Origin of the sequence: Halostella limicola (assembly GCF_003675875.1) — an archaeon.
In the GTDB taxonomy this organism is placed as follows: domain Archaea; phylum Halobacteriota; class Halobacteria; order Halobacteriales; family Natronoarchaeaceae; genus Halostella; species Halostella limicola.
Map to the genome: position 1 here is coordinate 889,620 of NZ_RCDI01000001.1, position 14,979 is coordinate 904,598.

General features: G+C 70.7%; 20 protein-coding genes and 1 tRNA gene. 9 read left to right on the forward strand and 12 right to left on the reverse strand.

The window, feature by feature from the left end; translation table 11 throughout:
* Positions 1 to 4: 4 nt before the first annotated feature.
* Positions 5 to 613, reverse strand: a complete 609-nt coding sequence (locus D8670_RS05460; RefSeq protein ID WP_121817062.1) for a C2H2-type zinc finger protein — start codon at positions 611 to 613, stop codon at positions 5 to 7.
* A gap of 26 nt (positions 614 to 639) precedes the next feature.
* Positions 640 to 1,326: an enoyl-CoA hydratase/isomerase family protein gene (locus D8670_RS05465; RefSeq protein WP_121817063.1), complete on the reverse strand. Its 687-nt coding sequence runs from the start codon at positions 1,324 to 1,326 to the stop codon at positions 640 to 642.
* Between the two features lie 60 nt (positions 1,327 to 1,386).
* Here D8670_RS05465 and D8670_RS05470 point away from each other — a divergent pair, with 60 nt between their 5' ends.
* Together D8670_RS05470 and D8670_RS05475 are read left to right on the forward strand one after the other, a co-directional pair.
* On the forward strand, positions 1,387 to 2,055 hold the full coding sequence (locus tag D8670_RS05470; RefSeq protein ID WP_121817064.1) for a DUF7114 family protein: 669 nt from the start codon (positions 1,387 to 1,389) through the stop codon (positions 2,053 to 2,055).
* A 69-nt stretch (positions 2,056 to 2,124) separates the two neighbouring features.
* Positions 2,125 to 2,196, forward strand: a tRNA-Thr gene (locus D8670_RS05475).
* Positions 2,197 to 2,293: 97 nt separating this feature from the next.
* On the opposite strand, the gene D8670_RS05480 is transcribed toward D8670_RS05475, so the two are convergent.
* Positions 2,294 to 3,091, reverse strand: a complete 798-nt coding sequence (locus D8670_RS05480; protein ID WP_121817065.1) for a YihY/virulence factor BrkB family protein — start codon at positions 3,089 to 3,091, stop codon at positions 2,294 to 2,296.
* Between the two features lie 170 nt (positions 3,092 to 3,261).
* Between D8670_RS05480 and D8670_RS05485 the strand changes: the two genes are divergently transcribed.
* On the forward strand, positions 3,262 to 3,636 hold the full coding sequence (locus tag D8670_RS05485; protein WP_121817066.1) for a hypothetical protein: 375 nt from the start codon (positions 3,262 to 3,264) through the stop codon (positions 3,634 to 3,636).
* 58 nt (positions 3,637 to 3,694) lie between these two features.
* Positions 3,695 to 5,119, forward strand: a complete 1,425-nt coding sequence (locus D8670_RS05490; RefSeq protein WP_121817067.1) for an Hvo_1808 family surface protein — start codon at positions 3,695 to 3,697, stop codon at positions 5,117 to 5,119.
* A 69-nt stretch (positions 5,120 to 5,188) separates the two neighbouring features.
* On the opposite strand, the gene D8670_RS05495 is transcribed toward D8670_RS05490, so the two are convergent.
* Entirely contained in the window at positions 5,189 to 5,584 is a 396-nt protein-coding gene (locus tag D8670_RS05495) for a hypothetical protein (protein ID WP_121817068.1), read from the reverse strand.
* Positions 5,585 to 5,881: 297 nt separating this feature from the next.
* On the opposite strand from D8670_RS05495, the gene D8670_RS05500 reads away from it, so the two are divergent.
* The 5 genes from D8670_RS05500 (at position 5,882) to D8670_RS05520 (ending at position 9,977) form a co-directional block, all read left to right on the forward strand.
* Positions 5,882 to 6,424 (forward strand): thermonuclease family protein, encoded by a 543-nt coding sequence (locus D8670_RS05500; RefSeq protein ID WP_121817069.1) that lies wholly within the window; start codon positions 5,882 to 5,884, stop codon positions 6,422 to 6,424.
* Positions 6,425 to 6,465: 41 nt separating this feature from the next.
* Positions 6,466 to 7,122, forward strand: coding sequence for a potassium channel family protein (locus D8670_RS05505; protein ID WP_121817070.1), 657 nt, complete (start codon positions 6,466 to 6,468; stop codon positions 7,120 to 7,122).
* Positions 7,123 to 7,330: 208 nt separating this feature from the next.
* On the forward strand, positions 7,331 to 8,188 hold the full coding sequence (locus D8670_RS05510; protein WP_121817573.1) for a dihydrodipicolinate synthase family protein: 858 nt from the start codon (positions 7,331 to 7,333) through the stop codon (positions 8,186 to 8,188).
* Positions 8,189 to 8,292: 104 nt separating this feature from the next.
* Positions 8,293 to 9,375 (forward strand): putative sulfate/molybdate transporter, encoded by a 1,083-nt coding sequence (locus D8670_RS05515; RefSeq protein WP_121817071.1) that lies wholly within the window; start codon positions 8,293 to 8,295, stop codon positions 9,373 to 9,375.
* A gap of 131 nt (positions 9,376 to 9,506) precedes the next feature.
* Positions 9,507 to 9,977, forward strand: a complete 471-nt coding sequence (locus tag D8670_RS05520) for a DUF7384 family protein (protein ID WP_121817072.1) — start codon at positions 9,507 to 9,509, stop codon at positions 9,975 to 9,977.
* Here the strand turns inward: D8670_RS05520 and hpt are convergent.
* The 8 genes from hpt to spt4 all read right to left on the reverse strand — a co-directional run bounded on the left by hpt (position 9,974) and on the right by spt4 (position 14,979).
* The gene (gene hpt, locus D8670_RS05525; protein WP_121817073.1) at positions 9,974 to 10,576 is read right to left on the reverse strand and encodes a hypoxanthine/guanine phosphoribosyltransferase; all 603 of its coding nucleotides are present in this window, start codon (positions 10,574 to 10,576) and stop codon (positions 9,974 to 9,976) included. The two genes, D8670_RS05520 and hpt, sit on opposite strands and share 4 nt — an antisense overlap.
* 71 nt (positions 10,577 to 10,647) lie before the next feature.
* Positions 10,648 to 11,181 (reverse strand): XTP/dITP diphosphatase, encoded by a 534-nt coding sequence (locus D8670_RS05530; RefSeq protein ID WP_121817074.1) that lies wholly within the window; start codon positions 11,179 to 11,181, stop codon positions 10,648 to 10,650.
* 294 nt (positions 11,182 to 11,475) lie between these two features.
* Positions 11,476 to 11,739, reverse strand: a complete 264-nt coding sequence (locus D8670_RS05535; RefSeq protein WP_121817075.1) for a DUF5808 domain-containing protein — start codon at positions 11,737 to 11,739, stop codon at positions 11,476 to 11,478.
* Between the two features lie 93 nt (positions 11,740 to 11,832).
* Positions 11,833 to 13,473, reverse strand: a complete 1,641-nt coding sequence (locus tag D8670_RS05540; protein WP_121817076.1) for a bifunctional N(6)-L-threonylcarbamoyladenine synthase/serine/threonine protein kinase — start codon at positions 13,471 to 13,473, stop codon at positions 11,833 to 11,835.
* Between the two features lie 64 nt (positions 13,474 to 13,537).
* Positions 13,538 to 13,672 (reverse strand): 30S ribosomal protein S27ae, encoded by a 135-nt coding sequence (locus D8670_RS05545; protein WP_121817077.1) that lies wholly within the window; start codon positions 13,670 to 13,672, stop codon positions 13,538 to 13,540.
* 1 nt (position 13,673) lies between these two features.
* Positions 13,674 to 13,979 carry a 30S ribosomal protein S24e gene (locus tag D8670_RS05550; protein WP_121817078.1) on the reverse strand — a complete coding sequence of 102 codons (306 nt, stop codon included), beginning with the start codon at positions 13,977 to 13,979 and terminating at the stop codon, positions 13,674 to 13,676.
* A gap of 222 nt (positions 13,980 to 14,201) precedes the next feature.
* Positions 14,202 to 14,780: a GTP-dependent dephospho-CoA kinase family protein gene (locus D8670_RS05555; RefSeq protein WP_121817079.1), complete on the reverse strand. Its 579-nt coding sequence runs from the start codon at positions 14,778 to 14,780 to the stop codon at positions 14,202 to 14,204.
* Between the two features lies 1 nt (position 14,781).
* Positions 14,782 to 14,979 carry a transcription elongation factor subunit Spt4 gene (gene spt4, locus D8670_RS05560; protein ID WP_121817080.1) on the reverse strand — a complete coding sequence of 66 codons (198 nt, stop codon included), beginning with the start codon at positions 14,977 to 14,979 and terminating at the stop codon, positions 14,782 to 14,784.

Genomic DNA, 14,979 nt, shown 5'->3' on the forward strand with positions numbered 1-14,979 from the left:
TCGCCTACTCCGTCGTGACGATCACGCGGACCTCGTCGCCCTCCTGCAGGACGTAGTCGCGCGGATTCACCGGTTCGCCGTTCACTTCGATGGTGACCGTCGTCCCCTCGTCGTCGTCGCTGTAGGTGGTGCCCTCGAACGTCACGGAGTCCTCGGTCACCTGGATGTCGAGCGTGTGGAGCGCGTACTCCAGCGTGACGTCCTGCCCGTGGACGTGCCACTGGCTCCCGTCGCCGGCCTCGTAGTGGAAGAACTGCCGGTCTTGCATCTGGTACCGGTCCCTGCTGAAGTCGAGCGTCTGCCCGTCGATGGTCACGTTCATCGTCCCGTGGTAGTGGACGCTCCCGGACGAGTGGGGCTCGACCTTGACGTCGCCGTCCGCGCCGCTCCCGCCGCCCACGAAGAAGACGTACGCGACCGCCGCGGCGAGCAGTATCCCGACGATCGTCGCGCCGTAGACGGCGGCCGTGGGGACGCCCTCGGACCCGTCGTCGAGGCCGTCGACCCGGCGCTGTTCGATCCGGGACAGGTCGCCCGCGTGCTCCTCCCGGAGGTGGCGGAGGTACGCCTCCTCCTCGTCGAACGACTGCCCGCAGTGGTCGCACTGTTCCATGGTTACGCATCGGGGCCACCGCGTATCTAATCCTTGCGACTCCGGCGGTCGGCCGCGAGGTCCGCGAACGCCGCGACCTCCCGCTCCTCGCGGATCGCCCGGTCGGCGTCGTCGCGCAGGCGCTCCTTGAGGACTGACAGGGCGGCTTCGTCGTTCGCCGCTATCTCCTCGGCGACCTCCCGCGGGTCCGCGACCACCCGCGAGACGAGGCCGATCCGGCGTGCCTCGTCGGCGTCGATCACCCGGCCCGACAGCGCGAAGTCCATCGCCTCCCCCTCGCCGACGACCCGCGGGAGGCGGACCGTGCCGCCCCACGCGCCGAACAGGCCGAAGGTGACGCCCGGTTCGCCGAACGTCGCTGCGGGGGTCGCAGCTCGCACGTCGCAGGCGAGCGCCAGTTCGACGCCGCCGCCGCGGGCCGCGCCGTCGACGCCGGCGACGACGACGCTGTCGGCCTCTGCGATGGCGGTCGCCGTCTCCTGCCCGCGCCTCGCGAGCGTCTCGGCGGCCTCGCGGACCATCTCGTCGACCACGTCGAGGTCGGCGCCGGCACAGAAGGCGTCGCCGGCTCCGCGGAGGTAGACGACCGGCGCGTCGGCCCCCGCGACCGCCGCGGCGAGGTCGTCGAGCCCGGCCGGTGTGAGGGCGTTCTTCCGGTCGGGTCGCGCGAGCGTCACCGTCCGGACCCGCCCCTCGTCCGTCGATTCGATCATGTCGAGGGGTGGGGGCGCGTTTCCAAAGGTCTTTGCCCCTCCCACCGCTAGTCGCCGCTAATGGAAGAGGCCGCCACGTGCCGGCGCGCCGCCCGCGAGGCGGTGCGGGACGTCGAACCCGATCGACTCCGCGACGTCATCGACGACCTCATCGCGGACGCCTCGATGGCGCCCGGGGCCCTCGCGCTGCTCTCGGCGCGGGCCGCCGACGAGAGCGTCGACCTGGACAGCGTCGCCGACCGCGCGGCCGGCGTCCAGCTCATCTACGACGGGCTCCGCCTCACCCGGACCCTCGCCCACGACGAGCCCTGGGTCGACCTCGACGACCACACCGAACCGAACCTCGGCGTCCTCGCGGCTGACGTGCTCGTCTCCCGGGGCTTCTACCTGCTCGCCCGGACCGACGCCGCCGAGAAGGCGGTCGAGACCGTCCGGGCGTTCGGCCGCGACCAGACCAGCCGCCGCGCCCCCGACGCCGACGCGGCCGCCCTCGACGCCACCCTCGAACGCAACGTCCTCGAACTCGCGGTCATCACCGGGACGACGGCCGTCGGCGTCGCCCCCTCCTCCGCGATGCTTGACACCGCGGCGGGGCTCGTCGACGAGGACGGACCGTTCGCGCCGGCCGACGCGGTGCTCCCCGACTCCCCCGGCGATCTGGGCATCGGCGCCACCGCCACGAAGGGCGGCGGCACCGACGGCGTCACTCAGTCCGCCTCCGACCGGTGACCGTAGCGAATCGAAACGCCTAAAGAGAGTTACCGTCAATCAGAAGACGCGAAGGCGAAACCCCGACGCGCCTGGGTAGCTTAGCGGTAAAGCGCGTCCTTGGTAAGGACGAGAGCCCGGGTTCAAATCCCGGCCTAGGCTCTTCTCGCGAACAGTACTCGAAGAGTGTCATTTCCGCAGCTCGGCGAGCGATACGGATCCACCAGCGGCGTGAACACCGTCAGCGAGCGACCGGTCGCTACATCTCCCGCACGTCCGACACCTCTCGGGTGTCGGCGCGGTCGGCCACCGTCGCGTTCACGATGACGCCGGTCATGAGGATGGACGCGGCGATGTAGAGGCTCGTGAGGATGATGATGATGCCGCTCAGAACGCCGTAGATCGCGTACTGGGCGGCGTTCGCGGCGTAGAAGAGGATGGCGGTGTGGATGACCGTCCACCCGAACGCGGCGGTTATCGCGCCGGGGAGCGCCGCCTCGGGAGAGGGGAGCACGGTCGAGGGGACGTAGTACAGCGGGAGGAAGGCGACCGTGAGCGCGATAAAGAGGATGACCAGCCCGGCGAACGAGCCCTCGGGCGGCAGGGTAAAGAGGAGGCTCGTGAGCAGTATCGCGAGGATGGCCAGTCCGAGCGACGCGAGGACGACGGCGGAGTCGCGTAGCTGCTCCCGGAGCGACTTCTCGCCGGACGCCTCGACGCGCTCGACGACGGTCTGGAAGTCGGTGGCGACGTTCGCCCCGCTCCACGCGATAACGCCCGCGGCGAGCACCGACCCGCCGGCCTGCCCGGATGCGGTGGTCGTCGCCTCGTAGACCAGCCGGCGGGCCTCGATAGTGAGGAACTGCGGCATCGCGGTTTCGACCTCCGAGAGAACCTGGTCGCCGACCACCGCGAACACGAGCAACAGCACCGGGACGAACGAGACGAACGCGTAGTACGCCATCGCCGCCGCGGGGTACCTGACGTCCTTCTCGTAGGCCACTTTGATGACCGTCACCACGGTGTCGAGCGCACGGTCCAGCCGATCGTCGCCCATACCCTCCGTAAGAGGGAGAGGGCTATGAAAGTTGGATCGCCGCGGGTCAGGGATCGGGTACCGCCGGCCGCGGGCTGAGCCGCCCGGCGGACGGCTAGGTACAACCGGATCGAGCGCGTACCGACGCACGGGAACGGGAGCAGAAAGAGATGTCTACGCCACGCAAGAGAATGACGGGCGAACCGGACGACGAACAGCGCGCGACGTTCGACGCGGCCGACGAGACCCTGCTGAAGTCCGCTCTGCGACGCGCACGGGCCGGGGCCGTCCCGCTGATCGCTGGGGGAGTGCTGTTCGCCTGGGCCGTCCGAGCGCGGCGTCGCGGCGGGAGCGGAGCGGGGCAGGTAATCACCGGCGCCGCGCTCGTGGCGCTCGGCCTGCGCCGGCGGCGGTCGTCGAGCGGACTGCCGGACGCGGCGGAGATCGCGATCCGCGAGATCGACTCCGACGGGAACGCCGTCTCCGACGAGCCGGACGCGGCCGGGAGCGACGGAGCCGACCAGTCCGGGTCCGACGAGGGCTCGGGAACCGAGCGCGAGTGGTGACGCGGGGACCTGTCGCCGCCCCGGTGATTTTTCTCCGCGGCGACCTAACCACGCGTCGATGCGTTCGCTTCGCCTCCTCGCCCTGATCGGTCTGGTCCTCCTCGCCGGCTGCGCGGCCCCGACGGGGTCCGCCGCCCCGCCGGACGACGTGTCGAACGGCTCGGACGGGCAGCCGGACGTGCAGGGGTGGGAGAACGGCTACTGGCACAACGCCTCGCTCTCGGTCGACCCCGATGACGGGCTGAACGAGAGCGAACTCGACGCCGTCGTCGCCCGGTCGATGGCCCGCGTCGAGGTCGTCCGCGACATCGAGTTCGAGGAGGACGTGAACGTCACGGTCGTCTCCAGGGCGGAGTACCGGCGAAACGCGCCCGGGAGCGCCCCGGAAGACGCCGATCGCACGTTCGAGAACGTGAAACACCGGGCGCTGTTTCTCGTCGGCGACGGGGCCGACGCCGCGGACCTCTCGCAGCGGAACGCCGAGTCGGCGGTGCTCGGCTACTATGACGTCCGTGAGGACCGGATCGTGCTCGTCTCCGACGCCGAGACGCCCCGGGTCGACGAGATAACGCTGGCTCAGGAGCTGTACCACGCCTACCAGTTCCGGTACGGGAACGACGTCGAGATACGGGCGCCGCTCGCGGCGACCGACGACACCGTCGCGGCCGTGCTCTCGCTCGTCGAGGGCGACGCGAACCTCGTCGACGACCGGTACGACCGGCGCTGCGAGGCGGAGTGGGACTGCCTGCGACCCCGCGACGACGACGCGGGAGCGGCGACGAACGCGACGCCGCCGGACGTCCACATGGGGCTGTACCTGCTGGAGTACTTCCCGTACGCCGAGGGGCAGTCCTACGTCGAATCGGTGCGTGAGCGCGAGGGCTGGGACGGCGTCACCGCGCAGTACGAGACCCCGCCGGTGAGCACGGAGCAGGTCATCCACGGTCGCCACGTCGAGGGGCCGCGCCCGCTCGACCTCCCCGACCGGAGCGCCGCGGAGTGGCGGCGGGTGGGCCGGAGCGGCGGCGGCGAATCGGCGACCCTCGGCGAGCGCGGCCTCGCGACGATGTTCGCGTACACGCTGTACGACGACCGGAACGGGTCGCTGGTCGAGCCCTCGGCGTTCGTCCAGCGCTCGGGGGACAACGTCTCGCTCGACTACGACCTTGAGTACTCGAACGGCTGGGGGAACGACCTGCTGTACGCCTACGAGAACGGCGACGACACCGGGTACGTCTGGCGGATACGGTGGGACGACGAGGCCAGCGCCCGAACGTTCGTCGAGGGGTACGAGCGGCTGCTCAGGTACCACGGCGCGACGAGCGAGGGCAGGCACTGGGTCGTCGAGGACGGGCCCTTCGCCGACGCGTACTACGTCGAGCGCGTAGACGACGCCGTGACGATCGTGAGCGCCCCCTCGGCGGGCGAGATCGCGGAACTGTACCCCCGGGCGGGTGATGCAGTAAGGGACGACGGGACGTGAACGGCGAAAAAAGCGGACCGAATCGATCGCCTGATAGCTGCGGGAGGGCCGAAGCGAGGATTTCGTCCCTTACTGCGCGCTCTCGCCGTCGGACTCGGTCGTAGCGTCGGTCGCGTTGCCGGTCTCTTCGTCCGATTCGTCGGCGTCCTCGTCGCTCGGCGTCAGGTCGCTCACCGCGTCGCCGAGGCTGTCGACGGTCCCGTCGAGGAACCCGTTGATCGCGTCGTGGATCTCGCTCACGTGGTCGGGGACCTGATCAGGGAGCGAGACGGACGGTCCGCGGTCGTCCGCGTTCCCCGCGTCTGCGGGCGGCCCCTGCACCGCGGAGTCGTTGCCTGCGGCGTCTGCCGCGGTGTCGTTGGATGCCTGTGCGTCGACGGGGGCGTTCCCGGGCGCGGCCGCCGCGACCCCGGTGGTCAGCAGCAGCGCCGCGAACCCGAGCGCCGCGAGTTTGCTGAAGCGCATGTTGCACTCGCCACTGGGGGGGTACACCCACTTGAACCGTCGAGAGCGTGGCCCCGGATTTCGGCGGTTTGAACCCCGATTCACTCCGATTTAATCCGAATTCGAACCGTTCAATCCGGATGAACGGTCACCGGGCGAGCGACCGACCGTCGCGGCGGCGGAACGGGTCGGATGCAGGGTGGCGCGCGGAGTCGGGCAGAGCCCGGACGCGGGGAACGGCCACCGCCGGGACGTGTCCGGTCGACCTGCCGCGCCGAAGCCTACAGAATCAAGTGACCGCAGGCGCAGGTGTCGCCCGTGCGCCGAGTTCTCCTCGCCGTCGTGCTGATCCTCGCGCTCGCGGGGTGTGCCGGCGTCGTCTCCGACGACGGCCCGCGGACCACCGAGCGGACCGAGGTCACCGTCGTCCGGGTCGTCGACGGCGACACGGTCGAGGTCGAGTACCCGAACGGGACGCGCGAGACGGTGCGGCTCCTCGGCGTCGACACGCCGGAGGTCCACGCCGAGAACGACCTCGGCGAGTTCGAGGGCGTCCCCGACACGGAGGCGGGCCGGGAGTGCCTGCGCGACTGGGGCCACCGGGCCGGCGAGTTCGCGCGGGCGGAACTCGGCGGCGAGTCGGTGACGCTGGTGATAGACCCCGAATCGGACCGTCGCGGCGGATACGGCCGCCTGCTCGCGTACGTGGACTACGACGGCGGCCGGTTCAACGAGCGCCTCGTCGAGGAGGGGTACGCGCGCCTCTACGACACGACGTTCGCGGACCGAGATCGGTACGCGGCGGCGGAGGACCGCGCCCGCGAGAACGGGACCGGCCTCTGGGAATGCGCGACCCGGTAACGGGAGACACTATTTTCATCCCCCGTTTCGTATGCCTCCGCATGAAGTTCGTCATCGTCGGGTACGGCCGCGTCGGCATCCGGACCGCCCGCATCCTCCGCGAGGAAGGCCACGAGGTCGTCGTCGTCGACAACGATCCCGAGAAAGCGGACCGCGCGCGAAGCGAGGGCTTCGAGACGATCGAGGGCGACGCCTCCGAGGAGGACGTCCTCGACCAGACCGGCCTGAAGACGGTCGACGCGCTCGGCGGCCTGACGGGCGATCTCAACGCGAACTTCGCGGCCTGCATGGTGGCCAAACACCACGGCTGCCGGACCGTCATGCGCATCGACGAGGACTACCGCGAGGAGATCTACGACAAGTACGCGGACGACGTCGACGAGATCATCTACCCCGAACGCCTCGGGGCCGCCGGCGCGAAGACGGCGCTGCTGGGCGGGGACTTCAACGTCGTCTCCGACCTCACCGAGAAGCTCCAGCTCAGCGTGTTCACCCTCCGCGAGGGGTCGCCGCTCATCGGCGACCGGGTCAACGACGTGGACCTCCCCTCGACCGCGCGGATCTACGCACACGGACGCGAGCACGAGTCGCTGACGATCCCCCTGCCGGGGACGCGGATCGAGGCGAACGACCGCATCGCCGTCATCGTCCAGACGGACACCGTCGAGGACGTGCGGCAGTCGGTGCTCCCGGCCTGAGATCGGCGGCTTCCCGCGAAAAGCTGCGGGTGGGAGAGAGCGGTGTGCCGGGCGCGCGGTCGGGAGGATGGAACTGAGGCCGTTGCGACGCGCCCACCGAATCCTGTTCACTCCGGCGACTTAAACACCCGTCAGACGCACGCGTGACCGGGCGGATTCGCTTTCCGCTTCACCCACGCCTATGCCGGTCGCGCGCGTTCGCCGGACCATGGACGGAACCGGCGTACCACTGGTGACACCGTTTACCGAAGAGGGGAGCGTCGACGAGGACGCGCTCCGGAGCCTGACCGCGTGGGTCGAGGATCGGGGCATCGACTTCCTCGTCCCCTGCGGCTCGACGAGCGAAGCGCCGCTGCTCGACGACGACGAGCGCGAGCGGGTGATCGCCGCCGTCGCCGAGGCGGCGGACGGCCCGGTCCTCGCCGGCACCGGCAAGGAGAGCCTCGCCGACACGCTCGACGCCACGGAACGGGCGGCCGAGGCGGGGGCTGACGCCGCCCTCGTCGTCACCCCGCACTACTTCGACTACGGGCAGGACGCCCTCGCGGAGTACTACCGCGACGTGGCCGACGAGAGCCCCCTGCCGGTGTACCTCTACAGCGTCCCGCCGTACACCGACGTGGCGCTCGACCCCGAGACCGTCGGCGCCGTCGCCGACCACGACAACGTCGCTGGGATCAAGGACTCCAGCGGCGACCTCGCGCGCCTCCAGCGGACGCTCGACCGCGTACCGGACGACTTCGACGTGCTGGTCGGCAACGGGAGCGTCTACGCTCCGGGGCTCGACGCGGGCGCGGCGGGCGGCGTGCTGGCGGTGGCCAACGCCGCCCCGGAGCGCGCGAGCGAGATCTACCGCCGGCACCGCGATGGCGACGACGAGGCGGCCCGCGAGATAAACCGCGACCTGGTCGAACTCGACAGCGTCCTCGGCGAGCGCGGGATCCCGGCCGTCAAGGCCGCCGTGCGGGAGCGCGGCCAGCCGGCCGGCCGTCCCCGGCGTCCGTTCCGACCGCTCGACGGGGACGACCGGGAGGCGGTCGCTCGGACCGTCGAGGAGCGCACCTGAGCGAGACCACCGGGAGTAACCGTAACGGGTTACCCGAACGGGTTCGCGGAGCCGATCTCAGTTTCTCCAAACGGTAATGTGACTCCGCGCCGTGTACTGGTCCGATGGCGACGACCACCGAGCGGTCCGTCCGCGACCGGGTGTCGTTCTCGGCGGGGGAAGTGACCGGTGCGCTAGGGGATTCGGTTACGGTCCTCCCCATCGTCGTCGCGCTGGGCGCGACCACGCAGGTGTCGCTTCCGCACGTCCTCGTCCTCTTCGGCGCCTTTCAGGTCGTCTGGGGGCTCGCGTACGGCCTGCCGCTGTCGGTCGAGCCGATGAAGGCGCTCGCCGGCCTGGCGATCGCCGGCGCGCTCACGGCCGGGGAACTCGCCGCCGCGGGCCTGCTCGCGGGCGTCGCGCTCCTCGCGCTCGGCGCCGCCGGCGCGCTCGACCGGATCGCGGCGGTCGTCGGGCAGCCGGTGATCCGCGGCGTCCAGTTCGCGGTGGCGCTCCTGTTGCTGGAGACCGGTCTCTCGCTCGGGCTCGCGAGCCTCCCGCTCGCGGGCGTCGGAGCGGGCGTCGCGCTCGCGGTGGCGGTCACGGGCCGCCGGCGGGCGAGCGCCCTGGCCGTGCTGGCGGTCGGCGCCGGCCTGGCCGTCGCCGAGGCGGGCGTCCCGTCGATCGCCCTCCCCGCCCTCGTGTCGTTCGAGAGCGGCGCGCCGGCGCTCTCACCGGCCGCGATCGAGGGGACCGTGGCGCAGCTCGCGATGACCGTCGGCAACGCTGCCGTCGCGACCGCCCTGCTCTGTGACGACCTGTTCGACCGCGACGTGTCCCCGGACGACCTCTCGCTCAGCATGGGCGCGATGACGCTCGCGTCCGTGCCGCTCGGCGGCATCCCGATGTGTCACGGCTCCGGCGGTCTCGCCGGCAAGTACGCCTTCGGCGCGCGCACCGGCGGCGCGAACCTCGTCCTCGGCGCCCTCTACGTCGCCGTCGCGCTCGTCGCCGGCGGCGGCCTCGTGATGGCGTTCCCGACTGCGCTGCTGGGCGTGCTGCTCGTCGTCGTCGCCTGGCAGCTCGGCCGGGCCGCGGCGGAGACAGAGGACCTGCTCCTGACCGCCGCCGTGGGCGTCGCCGGCCTCCTCGTCAACGTCGGCGTCGCGTTCGTCGGCGGCGCGCTCGCGTACCGGTACCTTCGGTAGCTTCGACCCGCTTTTGCCTCGCCGGCCCCTCGCGTCGCGTATGACCGAGACGTGGGCCGACCTCTTCGACCGCGCGGACGAGACGGACGTCGACGTCGAGACCGTCCGAGAGACGCTCCGGGAGCGCCGCGATGACTGACCCCGACCCGACCCGCGTCGTCGCGGACGCGGACGTGCTCGCCGCGGACCTCCTCGTCGGCGGCGCTGCCCGCGAGGCGCTGGACCACGTGCGCCGGCACTCGTGGGTCGACCTCGCGGCGAGCGACCGACTGCTCGACGACGCCGAGGCCGTCGTCGTGGAACTGGCCGGCTCGGACCTGGCGGCGGACTGGCGCGACCGGATCGAGGCGGAGCGCGTCGCCGTCGACCACCCGCCGGACGACCACCCGGGACTCGCCAGCGCGTACCGATCGGGAGCGGCGCATCTCCTCTCGTTCGACGAGACTCTGCGCTCCGCGAAGACGGGGCTCTCGCTACAGCCGTATCAGGGGCTCTCGGTCCGCACGCCGGACGCGTTCGCGAAAATCTTCGACGCCGCGAGCCTCTACGAGGCGACGCGGGACGGCGAGTACCCCGGGCCGGACCGGGACCCGCGAGCCTAAGCCCCGGGCGCCGTCGCGGACCGCTCCTCGCCGTCGCCGTTCTCGTCGACCACGACGACCTCGCCGTCCTCGACCCTGACGTTGATGAGCGTCTTCGCCTCGTGGCCGCTGCCCGCGAGCGCGTTCTCCCCGCCGACCTTCTTCATGACGGCGACGACGTCGACGACCTCGGCCCCGATCTCGTCGAGCGCCTCGGTGATCGCCCGGAGCGTCCCGCCGGTCGACAGCATGTCGTCGAGCAGCAGCACGCGGTCGCCCTGGTCGACGTCGTTGATGTACATCTCGCTCTCGCTGTAGCCGGTCTCCTGGAACAGCGCGACCTCGCCCTCGAGGCCGTACTGGCGCTTGCGGATGACCACGAGCGGGATGTCCGTCGTCAGCGAGACGGCGGTGCTGATGTGGATGCCCATCGCCGCCGGCGTGACGATCTTGTCCACGTCCTCCAGGTCCGCCTTCCGGATGATCCCGTTGACGACCTCCCGGAGGAGCCCGGGTTCGAGCATCGGGACGCAGTTGCTGATCGGATGCACCAGGTACTCGTAGCCGCCCTCCTTCTCGACGATGGGGGCCTCGTGGAGGGAGCGCCGGAGTTTATCCATGCCGGGTGTACTCGACCTGAGAGAAAAAGCTACTGGTCGGTCGGACTCACCGTCCCGCTAACCGAACGGTCTCACTCCCCCGCGAGCCAATCCGCGAACTTCGCTAGCGCCCGCCCGCGGTGCGAGATGGCGTTTTTCTCCGCGGTGCTCATCTCCGCGAACGTCTTCCCGTCGTGTTCGAAGACGGGGTCGTAGCCGAACCCGCCCTCGCCGCGTGGGGCGACGATCCGCCCGCGGACGCTCCCCTCGAACGTCTCGGCCGTCTCCCCGTCGTAGTACACGAGCACGGTCCGGAACGCGGCCTTGCGGTTCTCCTCGGCCTCGGCCAGCCGCCAGACGCGCTCGATGCCGAGGGTGTCCTCGACGAACGCGGAGTACGCCCCCGGGAACCCGTCGAGCGCCTCGACGAACAGCCCGGTGTCGTCGACCAGCACCGGCTCGTCGTCCTCGGTCGCATCGAACGTCTCGCGCGCGCCGTACCGCGCGATTTCCGCCAGGTCGCCCTGTATCTCGGTGTAGTCGTAGTCGACCTGCTGGACGCGATCGTCGAGGTACTCGCGGGCCTCCGCGACCTTCCCCTCGTTGCCGGTGACGAAGCGGATCATACCCGACAGCGCGGCCCCCGCGGGAAAATAGGCGTCGGTCCCGAGTTACGCTGTCCGACTCGCGGCGGCCGGGAGCGCGGCGCGAGGCCGCGCGCCGAGCGCCGCGCGACCCGGGGAGGGCAGGCTATCGTCAAGCTCTGCACCCGCGAGCGCCGTCAGGCACGAGCGGAGCGACGACTGAACGGAGCGCAGCGAAGTGAAGGAGGAGTGGTTTTGATCGAGCTTTTGCCGAGGACTGCGAGCGTGTCCGACTCCGGCGGACCGCTCGTCACGCCGCAGCGCAAAAGGTCGTCTTCAGTCCACGATGACTTCGACCGGCTCGTCCTCGGCGTCGCGCTCGTCGCTGCTCTGCTCGTTCCACAGCAGGGCGCCGGCGACGGCGAGGACGACCCAGGAGCGCCAGCTGGCGAGGTTGAGGGTGTACCCGATACCGAACGGCTTCTCGACCAGCATCCCGTCGTCGGGCTGCCAGTACGCCGAGAGGAGGCGGCTCATGCTGGGGCGCTCGAAGTTGTACGGTACGCCGAGAAGTTCGCCTGACTTCGGCTTGTCGGCCATACGAGACGTTACGACGGGCGCGAACAAGAACGTACTGGTGAACCGCGGCGGGGATGCGGGGGCGGCGGCGCGAATCGGGGGCCGATCCCCCCGCTACTGGTACCGGCCGCGCCCCTCGACCGCGCGCAACTGGTCGAGGACCGCGTCGTCGCCGCGCTCGGCGTACGCCGCCTCGAACGCCGCCCGGAGCGGGGCGGGGTCGTCGGCCGTCCCGTCGACGCTCTGCTCGAAGACGTGCAGGTCCATCGCGAAGTCCTCGGCGTCGTCGGTGTAGTAGCCCAGGCCGAAGTCGATGAGGTACGTGCGCTCGCCGTCGACGCGGACGTTGCGGGTGGTCGGGTCGCCGTGGACGAACCCTGCCTCGTGGATCGCCGCGAGGTGGCGGCCGACGTCCCGAACGCGGTCCACGGAGAGCGCCGCCTGCAGGTCGGCGTCGCCGACGGTCTGGAGGACGAGCGTCCCCTCCCGAACGTCGACGTCCCGAACGACCGGCGTGGGGACGCCCTGCCGCCGCGTGGCGCTCGTGAGGCGCGCTTCGAGCACGGTGCGGTCCCGGCGGAGCCGGTCGTCCAGGTCGGGATGGCGGTACGCCTTCGGCACGCGGCGCTTCGTCACCCGGTCGTCGCCGACCTCGACGACCGCCTCGGCTCCCTGCCGCTCGCGGCCCTCCGGCGGCTGTCGGCGGACGCTCTCGCCGGCGCGCCAGGTCACGGGGACCTGGTCCGGCCGGAAGTCCGGGCGGACCCGGGACTCTTCGACCGCGATCGTGTCGCCCGCCTCGTACATCGTCGCGCCGAGCACCGCGATCATCCCGGCGTTGTCGCGGAGAAAGCGCGGTTCGGGCGCGTAGAACTCGGCGCCGCGCTGCTCGCACATCGCGGCGAGCATCTCCCGGAGGCGGTCGTTCTGCCCGACGCCGCCGCCGAGGACGAGTTCGTCGCTCCCAGTGAGCGACAGCGCGCGCTCGGCGACCTCGGTGAGCATCGCGAAGACGTTCTCCTGCAGGGAGAAACAGACGTCCTCGACGGCCTCGCCGTCGTTCTCAGAACTCTTCGAGTTCTGATGTGCTCGGGAATCGCCATGCGATTCCCGACCGTCGACCGCCTGCTTCGCGGCGCTCATGATCCCCGAGAAGGAGAAGTCCATCCCCTTCACGACGTACGGCAGGTCGATCAGGTCGCCGCCCTTCGCGCGCTCCTCGACCTTCGGCCCGCCGGGGTGTGACCAGCCGAGGTGGCGGGTGAACTTGTCGATGGCGTTGCCGACGCCGGTGTCCATCGTCTCGCCGAGCACGCGGTACCGGCCGTCGTGGAACCCGAGCACGTGGGCGTTCGCGCCGCTGGCGTTCAGACACACCGGCGAGTCGAACCCCGACCGGTGGCGACCGATCTCCAGGTGGGCGACCATGTGGTTGACGCCCACCAGCGGCACGTCGAGCGACTGCGCCAGCGCGCGGGCGGCCGTGCCGACGGTACGCAGGCACGGTCCGAGGCCGGGCCCGCGCGAGAAGGCGACCGCGTCGATGGGGCCGTCCGCGTGGTCGAGCGCGGTCTCGACCACCTCGGGAATGGCCTTCGACATGTGCTCGGCGGCCTCGCTCGGGTCGATGCCGCCGCTCTGGGGCTGGTAGGGGTCCGTCTCGATAAACGTGGTATCGGTCTCGGCGTCGTACACCGCGGCGCTCGCGGCCCACGCGGTGCCCTCGATGCCGAGGACGCGGAGGTCGCCGCTCACGGTTTACCCCGGGTAACCGGCCGCGGTTCCGCGACGAGTCTCGCGTCCCCGCGGGGCATCCGCCTTACTCCCACTCGGTGTAGCCGCACTGGCCGCAGTGGTAGCGGTCGCCGTGGTCCGCGAGGAACGTGTCGCCGCAGCGGGGGCACATCTCGCGCTCGGTCGTGCCGTCGTCCTCGTAGAGCTCGTGTCGCGCCATCTCAGGCCTCCTCCGCCGTCTCTTCGTCGGCGACGATCTTGTTGCGCTCGAGCATGTGGTCCTGCTCGACGTCGCGGGCGTGGTCGGCGGACTCGTAGACCTTCGCCTCGCCGACGGTCTTGCGCATCCCGAACTTCGTGTCGAGGTTGCGGACGACGACCTCCTCGGCGTCCTTGTTGAGCTTCGCTGCGAGACTGTCGCGGACGGAGAGCCGAGAGGGCGTGGCTTCGTCGTGGACGAGTTCGAACGTCACGTCGGTGCGGTGCAACATCGGGTTCTCGTCTTCTTCGATGATATCGACGTCCATGGTGTGATCAGTTACCTCTTACTTCTCCTCGAAACGGGTAAAAGGATTTCGAACGACCTTTTTCGCGCTCGGGGTCGCGCGCGGAGCGAGCGAATCTCTCGCCCCGAAAAGCTCGCCCCGAAAAACTCGGGGCCTCGCTCCGTTCGGCCGCGCGAACCGCTCACTTCGTTCGCGGGTGTTCCGTGCAGTTGACAACCGCTCCGCGGTGATGGACACGAACCGCTACGCCAGCAGTTCCAGCGCGCGCTCGCCGTCGCCGTCCATTCGCAGCAGCAGTTCGCGGAACTGCGCGCGAGCGTCCTCGTCGACGACCACGTGGACCATCCCCTCGTCGGGCTGGCCGTAGACGACGCTCGCACCGTCAGGCGCGGCGACAACGGCGGGCAGCGTGGCGAGGTCCTCCTCGCCGTCGACGACGATGGTCGTGGGGCGATCGCTGGCGATCGCGTCGCGAAGCGCCGTGAGCAGGTCCGCCGTGAGCGTGGCGGCGGGGTTCTCGACGGTGACGGTGTCGACCGCCGCCCGATCTACCTCCTCGCTCTCGATCGTCTCGCTGACCTCGCTGTCGACGGCCTCGCGCTTCGTGCGGCCGTCGACGACGGCGACGTCCGGGGTGCGGCCGACGCGTTCGAAGTGGTAGGTGACGATGTCCCCGACGGCGACCAGCGGTCCGGTCACGTCCGCGAGGACGCGCTCCGGGTCGGTCTCGACGGGGCCGAACGGGTCTTTGAACGCACCGCGGAGGTCCTCCGGCAGCGCCAGGAGGGGGTCGGCGTCCGACGCCGGCTCGTCGGTCGTCACGCTAGCGGACCTTCAGGGCGTACGCGCCCTCCTCGTCGACTTCCATCTCGGTGGCGATCTGGCTGGTCTCGGGGTGTGCGATGTACACGTAGCCGGCCCAGTCCTCGGTGAGGCTGCTCGACCCGCACGAGGGGCAGGTCTCGACGTTGGGTTCGACGACGCGGTGGCACTCGCGGCAGACGAGGCGGTCTTCCGCCAT

Coding starts and splice junctions, on each gene's coding strand:
- D8670_RS05460 (WP_121817062.1), bottom strand. CDS start 613: ATGGAACAGTGCGACCACTGCGGGCAGTCGTTCGACGAGGAGGAGGCG.
- D8670_RS05465 (WP_121817063.1), bottom strand. CDS start 1,326: ATGATCGAATCGACGGACGAGGGGCGGGTCCGGACGGTGACGCTCGCG.
- D8670_RS05470 (WP_121817064.1), top strand. CDS start 1,387: ATGGAAGAGGCCGCCACGTGCCGGCGCGCCGCCCGCGAGGCGGTGCGG.
- D8670_RS05480 (WP_121817065.1), bottom strand. CDS start 3,091: ATGGGCGACGATCGGCTGGACCGTGCGCTCGACACCGTGGTGACGGTC.
- D8670_RS05485 (WP_121817066.1), top strand. CDS start 3,262: ATGACGGGCGAACCGGACGACGAACAGCGCGCGACGTTCGACGCGGCC.
- D8670_RS05490 (WP_121817067.1), top strand. CDS start 3,695: ATGCGTTCGCTTCGCCTCCTCGCCCTGATCGGTCTGGTCCTCCTCGCC.
- D8670_RS05495 (WP_121817068.1), bottom strand. CDS start 5,584: ATGCGCTTCAGCAAACTCGCGGCGCTCGGGTTCGCGGCGCTGCTGCTG.
- D8670_RS05505 (WP_121817070.1), top strand. CDS start 6,466: ATGAAGTTCGTCATCGTCGGGTACGGCCGCGTCGGCATCCGGACCGCC.
- D8670_RS05510 (WP_121817573.1), top strand. CDS start 7,331: ATGGACGGAACCGGCGTACCACTGGTGACACCGTTTACCGAAGAGGGG.
- D8670_RS05515 (WP_121817071.1), top strand. CDS start 8,293: ATGGCGACGACCACCGAGCGGTCCGTCCGCGACCGGGTGTCGTTCTCG.
- D8670_RS05520 (WP_121817072.1), top strand. CDS start 9,507: ATGACTGACCCCGACCCGACCCGCGTCGTCGCGGACGCGGACGTGCTC.
- hpt (WP_121817073.1), bottom strand. CDS start 10,576: ATGGATAAACTCCGGCGCTCCCTCCACGAGGCCCCCATCGTCGAGAAG.
- D8670_RS05530 (WP_121817074.1), bottom strand. CDS start 11,181: ATGATCCGCTTCGTCACCGGCAACGAGGGGAAGGTCGCGGAGGCCCGC.
- D8670_RS05535 (WP_121817075.1), bottom strand. CDS start 11,739: ATGGCCGACAAGCCGAAGTCAGGCGAACTTCTCGGCGTACCGTACAAC.
- D8670_RS05545 (WP_121817077.1), bottom strand. CDS start 13,672: ATGGCGCGACACGAGCTCTACGAGGACGACGGCACGACCGAGCGCGAG.
- D8670_RS05550 (WP_121817078.1), bottom strand. CDS start 13,979: ATGGACGTCGATATCATCGAAGAAGACGAGAACCCGATGTTGCACCGC.
- spt4 (WP_121817080.1), bottom strand. CDS start 14,979: ATGGCGGAAGACCGCCTCGTCTGCCGCGAGTGCCACCGCGTCGTCGAA.